At 36.1% G+C, this 4,975-nt stretch carries 5 protein-coding genes; all 5 read right to left on the bottom strand.

All coding sequences use genetic code 11. The features are described 5' to 3' along the window. Positions 1–484, bottom strand: a 484-nt coding sequence (locus LWW95_11595; protein MDL1957669.1) for a class I SAM-dependent methyltransferase, incomplete at its 3' end; no start/stop codon positions are given. Between the two features lie 151 nt (positions 485–635). Next, the gene (locus LWW95_11590; protein MDL1957668.1) at positions 636–1,721 is read right to left on the bottom strand and encodes a DegT/DnrJ/EryC1/StrS family aminotransferase; all 1,086 of its coding nucleotides are present in this window, start codon (positions 1,719–1,721) and stop codon (positions 636–638) included. A gap of 115 nt (positions 1,722–1,836) precedes the next feature. Continuing rightward, positions 1,837–3,012 (bottom strand): ATP-grasp domain-containing protein, encoded by a 1,176-nt coding sequence (locus tag LWW95_11585; protein MDL1957667.1) that lies wholly within the window; start codon positions 3,010–3,012, stop codon positions 1,837–1,839. A 1-nt stretch (position 3,013) separates the two neighbouring features. Next, entirely contained in the window at positions 3,014–4,036 is a 1,023-nt protein-coding gene (locus LWW95_11580; GenBank protein ID MDL1957666.1) for a peptidoglycan bridge formation glycyltransferase FemA/FemB family protein, read from the bottom strand. After that, positions 4,017–4,784: a hypothetical protein gene (locus tag LWW95_11575; GenBank protein MDL1957665.1), complete on the bottom strand. Its 768-nt coding sequence runs from the start codon at positions 4,782–4,784 to the stop codon at positions 4,017–4,019. Before LWW95_11575 ends, LWW95_11580 begins: the two co-directional genes overlap by 20 nt. Positions 4,785–4,975: the final 191 nt, after the last annotated feature.

Here is a 4,975-nt window from a genome sequence, read left to right as displayed (position 1 = left end):
CATTTATTTTAGCATACTTTTTTAAACTTAAGATAGAATGTCTATTAAGTGGATGACTTTGAATTTTTAATAATTTCCGAAAGAGATAGATAAAACCCCTTGGAGACCATAAATTGGAAAATGTTAATATAATTTTCCCATTTTTATTTATAACTCTGCTGAACTCAGCCAAAGCTTTGGAGGGGTTATCAGCATATTGAAAGGCATTTATGCAAAGAACGAGATCAAAACTGGAATCTTTGAATGGAAGTTTTTCATAATTTGCAACCAGAGTCATGAATAGCCCTTTTTGTCTACAAATTCGGATCATTTCCTCTGATAAATCCGCACCAACAATATTTTTTTGAGTTTTTAAAAATAATTCTAAATAATACCCTGTACCACACGCCACATCTAAAATATTATTCTCATCATTATTTATCATAGATTGGAGGGATTCCACTCGTTGTTTATCAATATACCAGTGCACAGTCCAGGACTTCATATGTCTAGAATCATAATTTCTGGCAACTTGATCCCAATAATGCTTTAAACCCATCAGCTCAGTCTCACCTAATCTCTTTTTCGTGCAAATTTTAATTTCATTCCCCTCTAATTATTATACTCGTTTTAGATACCCTACATCTATTAAAATCTTATTTCAACATAATTTTCTTAATAATATTGGCAATTTTTATCAACTCTCTTTTAGTAAGAGTGTAATGATTAGGTATTGTCATCACCCTGCTCGCAAATTTCTCTGTATTTGGACAGTCTCCTTTATATCCGTATAATTTTTTCGCCACATACGGCGTTGTACTGTATAATTTTGCGGAATCCACACCCGCTTTTCTCAGATATTTATAAACATAGTCCCTCTCATCTCCACTTTCAAAAAGTATTGGAAAGAGAAAATAATTACACCATGTATTCTTTCGCTCATAAGGTAATTTCAGATTCGTATCTTTTAACTCCTCCAATAATATCCTAGAATTTCTCCTCTGCCGTTCCACCTTTTCCTTAAAAGTTTTTAATTTCCTTAAAAACACGCTCAAATTGCTCCTTCCAATTTTTGATACTCTGAACACTCTTTTGCGGGCAATATCAACTTTTCTCTCCACAAAGGATCCCATATGAAATGCGAACATTCCAAACCAAGGTCTATGGTAAAGAAAAGAATACATATACATGAAAATAGAATGTGCGAGTTCTTTAAAATTTGAAGGATCATCCAATAAAGATATTTCCCGATTCAAGCTGTTTTCAAAATTTTTGAATCCATTGTTCAATATAATCATCCCGCCATCTCCCGCAGAGATATATTTCGCAAGGCTGAAAAAGGAGGCATCACCCAATGTCCCTGTTTTCTTACCCTTATACTCACTCAATAATGAGTGAGCGCAGTCCTCAATAATTGGGACATCTTTCGCTATTTCTCTGATTTTATCCATATCTGCAGGATGTCCGAATGTATGTATCACAACAACGGCGCTTACATCCTCTATCTTATCCCTTAAATCCATAGGATCCATTGTATAAGTATCAATATTAATATCAATGAAACGAGGAACAAGACCAGCATTGACAATCGCATCAAAAACAACAGTGCATGAATATAAAGGAACCCCTATTTTCGCTCCTTTTGGCAGATTTAAAGCGCGCAATATTAAATACAATGAGCTCCTTCCATAATTTGTGAACAGAAACTTCTTTTTACCAAAAAGCGATTCTAATGGTTTCAAATCAAAGTGATTCCCCGAAAAAATAGCTTTCATGCCGTATATCAAATCACTGAATCCGTAATCCATATTGAAACGAGGTATCAAGCTTGGCATGGGTCTCATTTTCCACAGAGAACTATCTCTCCTCTTCAGGACTGAACTTTGGCTTACCAGATCTAATGAAGTTCATCATAGGCGTCAGGAACTCAATAATTGATGGAAGTGGGTCGTCAAGAGATATGTCGTCATAATATTGCCTATGGAATTTAAAAAAATCTTTCAATATCTCCTTTCTTCTCTCCGTTCTAATATGATCAATAAGGGCTCTCAAATCTCCAAGCATCCATCTCGTTTTCACACCTGCATTATATGTAAGTACGGGATGCACATCACCTTCAGTTGCGATCTTGTAGAGCAGATAGGGAAAATCCACACCTGCACAAATGGCTTGATTTAAAGAGCCCCAAAATCTCGGATTGATCTCCATCAGAACAGGTTCTTTTGTCCTCTCATCTATTCTGAACTCAACTTCCGCAACACCGTGGTAGTTGAGCTCTCTAAGCAAAATTATGGCATTTCTCCTCATTTTATCATGTTTGATGCTTATTCTTGCAGTACTTGGTCCACCATAGATTGGATATGTCCTGATATTTTTATATATACATATTGCCCTCGGCTCCCCACAATTGAATATTAAGGAAACTCCATAGCTATCACCCGGAATATACTCTTGAATTATGGGATATTCAAACGGTTTAAGATGAAATTTTTTGATTACTTCTATATATTTTGCTATTAATTCATCTTCCGAATGAGCAAAACGCAGTCCTTTTGAGCCCACGCCTTCTACCAATTTTATCACAGCAGGATATTCCACTTCTTTTGCCACACGCCTCAAGTCCTCAAGGCGCTCAATTTTCCATGTTTGAGGAGTTTTTACACCAATCTCATCAGCAAAATTCACCAAATAATAATTATTATTAGCCTTTTTAAGAGTCCCGTAATCGGCTACAACCATATTTACACTGTTAGAGAATTTCTCTCTATATTTTGAAATCACAAAAGTTTCTTCGTATATTGGCATCAAAACCTTTATATTTTTCCGTTCAATAAATCGCTTCAGATATTTTATGAACTGTTCAGGGTATAATTTGTAGGGAGGATATATAAAATATGATGAAGAATACTTTGAGAAGAAGGAAGTGGCTGGATATATACTATCTGCGGTCGTAACTTTTATACCTCGTTTGCCTAAACTTTGAGTGGCAACTAATGCACTCCTTACTCTTGCATGCGTTATGAGGACGCTCATGCTATTTACTTATCCTCACTCTTCGATATAATCCAAACCCTATTCTCGCTATTTTCATCTTTAAGGGGGAATAAATCTTTGTGTATCGCCCATAATTTACCATTTTTCCGCCAAACCTCCTTTTAAATTCCCGCACACCATATTCTTTATATGGACTGCCAGCACCGCCAAAATCAAAGGTATGATATTCACTATTCGCTCCTTCTTTCAGAATATACCATACTAATGCCTCGTTTACATACAATGATAAATAATCGGATAACGCACCCGCATACCAATCGTAAATTAATCCCCTGTAACATAAAACAGCTCTAGCACCGATATACATATCCTTATATTTTGCCATATAAAATTTTGCCATGTGCTTTGGAGCTAATAATTCAAAAGCAGATTCAAATAAACTGATATCTGCCAATGGCATATTTGCATTCTTATATGTTTCTTTTATTATATTATAAAAGATGGAAATAAGGCTTTTATCTCGTAACTCCTCAATAAATACCCCTTTTTTCGCCGCTCTATTGATACCTTTCCTCCTCGACTTGTGAATATTCCTCCATATTTCCTCTTCCGGTCTGTTCAAATCTATCAGAAAATTGAGATGCTCTTCATATTCATAACCCATACTACTAAGGATGCCAGAGATTTCTGATGTGTCCCACATATTCCGAATTTGCGTATAAAGTGCCTTCTTCTGTGCTATTTCATCATAATGTTTTATTAATGTCTTAAGTACTTTAATTTCATTTTCAATAAATAAAGGTCCACCTTGTATAATTGAGCGTGAGGAGAATGCTTCAAAAATACCACTCTTCTCCCTTATCACTACCGCTTGTAAAAGAGCAATAATTTCATCGGTATCATCCACAACTGCTAACAATATTGGCTCGTAATTCTTTGCTCGCTTGTAAACTTCAGCCATCTCCGGTGTTTGGAAAATATTTCCGTGTGGATGATTATACACAAAATCGCTCCACTTCTTTGTGTCAAGCGAGCTCGCTGTTTTAACGGAAACTTCTGTCATATAGTCTGACTCCAGTCTTCCCTACGTTTTTTATATTCTGCCACACAAATTCTTTCAGCCATTCACCGAAGTTTCTGCTCCACCTGTTTGGATGCACAGATATACATATTTGTTCAATTCTTCTATCATTTAATACTTGTATTACATCATCTGTGCTTTTTATATCATATAAAACACTCCTTACATTCACAATATCCTTCACACTGAATTTTGTGCTCCAATTCCTTCCTGTATCCGTCAAATATAACACCTTCTTATAATCTATTGAGATGTAAGGTTCGCCGATAATATCAAAATTCCTGAAATCATATACGCTCCACAAATCCCTGTTTATCCATTTGCTCAGAGGATTGCCATGCATGCATATTGTTTTAACATCATAAATCTTCCTGAACGCTTTCAATTCCTCTTCAAATATCCTTATCGCCTTCTCAAAATTCCCTTTCGCCTTATCCAGCACCTCGTAATGGTACCCTATTTCATGCCCCATGCTTGCTATTTTTTTTATTATATCCTTTCTGAAGACCCCCTTCTTCATCCTGAAGTAATAAGTTGATTTTATACCCATCTCCTTCTCCAATTCCGCCATTCTCAATGCACTTTCCGGTTTTCTATCCACATCATGTCTCATTATAACTACACTTCCCGATGGATTCTGCATCAAATATGATTTCACGGTCATAGGCTCGTATCCTTTCAAAACGGCTTCGCATAATTCTCTATATTTCGCCAGTGTAAAATCGCGCATCTTTACAACAAACCTCTATTTCTATCTCCCCATTCACCATTCAATTATCCGCCGTTGTCGTCTCTGTGCTGTGTGAAGGATAAACAGAAATTTTAGCAGAACAGAAATTTCCGCAGCATTTTTGTCACTGAGGGACTTATTCTCATCGTTGTCCCTATGAAAGGAATGAAAAGGGCGGATATTGGAATCTC

Origin of the sequence: Candidatus Desulfofervidus auxilii (genome assembly GCA_030262725.1) — a bacterium.
In the GTDB taxonomy this organism is placed as follows: Bacteria; Desulfobacterota; Desulfofervidia; order Desulfofervidales; family Desulfofervidaceae; genus JAJSZS01.
This window is presented reverse-complemented; position numbering and strand designations above follow the sequence as displayed.

Bases quoted from the DNA above. Each gene is read 5' to 3' on its own strand.
- LWW95_11575 (MDL1957665.1), bottom strand. From the start codon at position 4,784: ATGCGCGATTTTACACTGGCGAAATATAGAGAATTATGCGAAGCCGTT.
- LWW95_11585 (MDL1957667.1), bottom strand. From the start codon at position 3,012: ATGAGCGTCCTCATAACGCATGCAAGAGTAAGGAGTGCATTAGTTGCC.
- LWW95_11580 (MDL1957666.1), bottom strand. From the start codon at position 4,036: ATGACAGAAGTTTCCGTTAAAACAGCGAGCTCGCTTGACACAAAGAAG.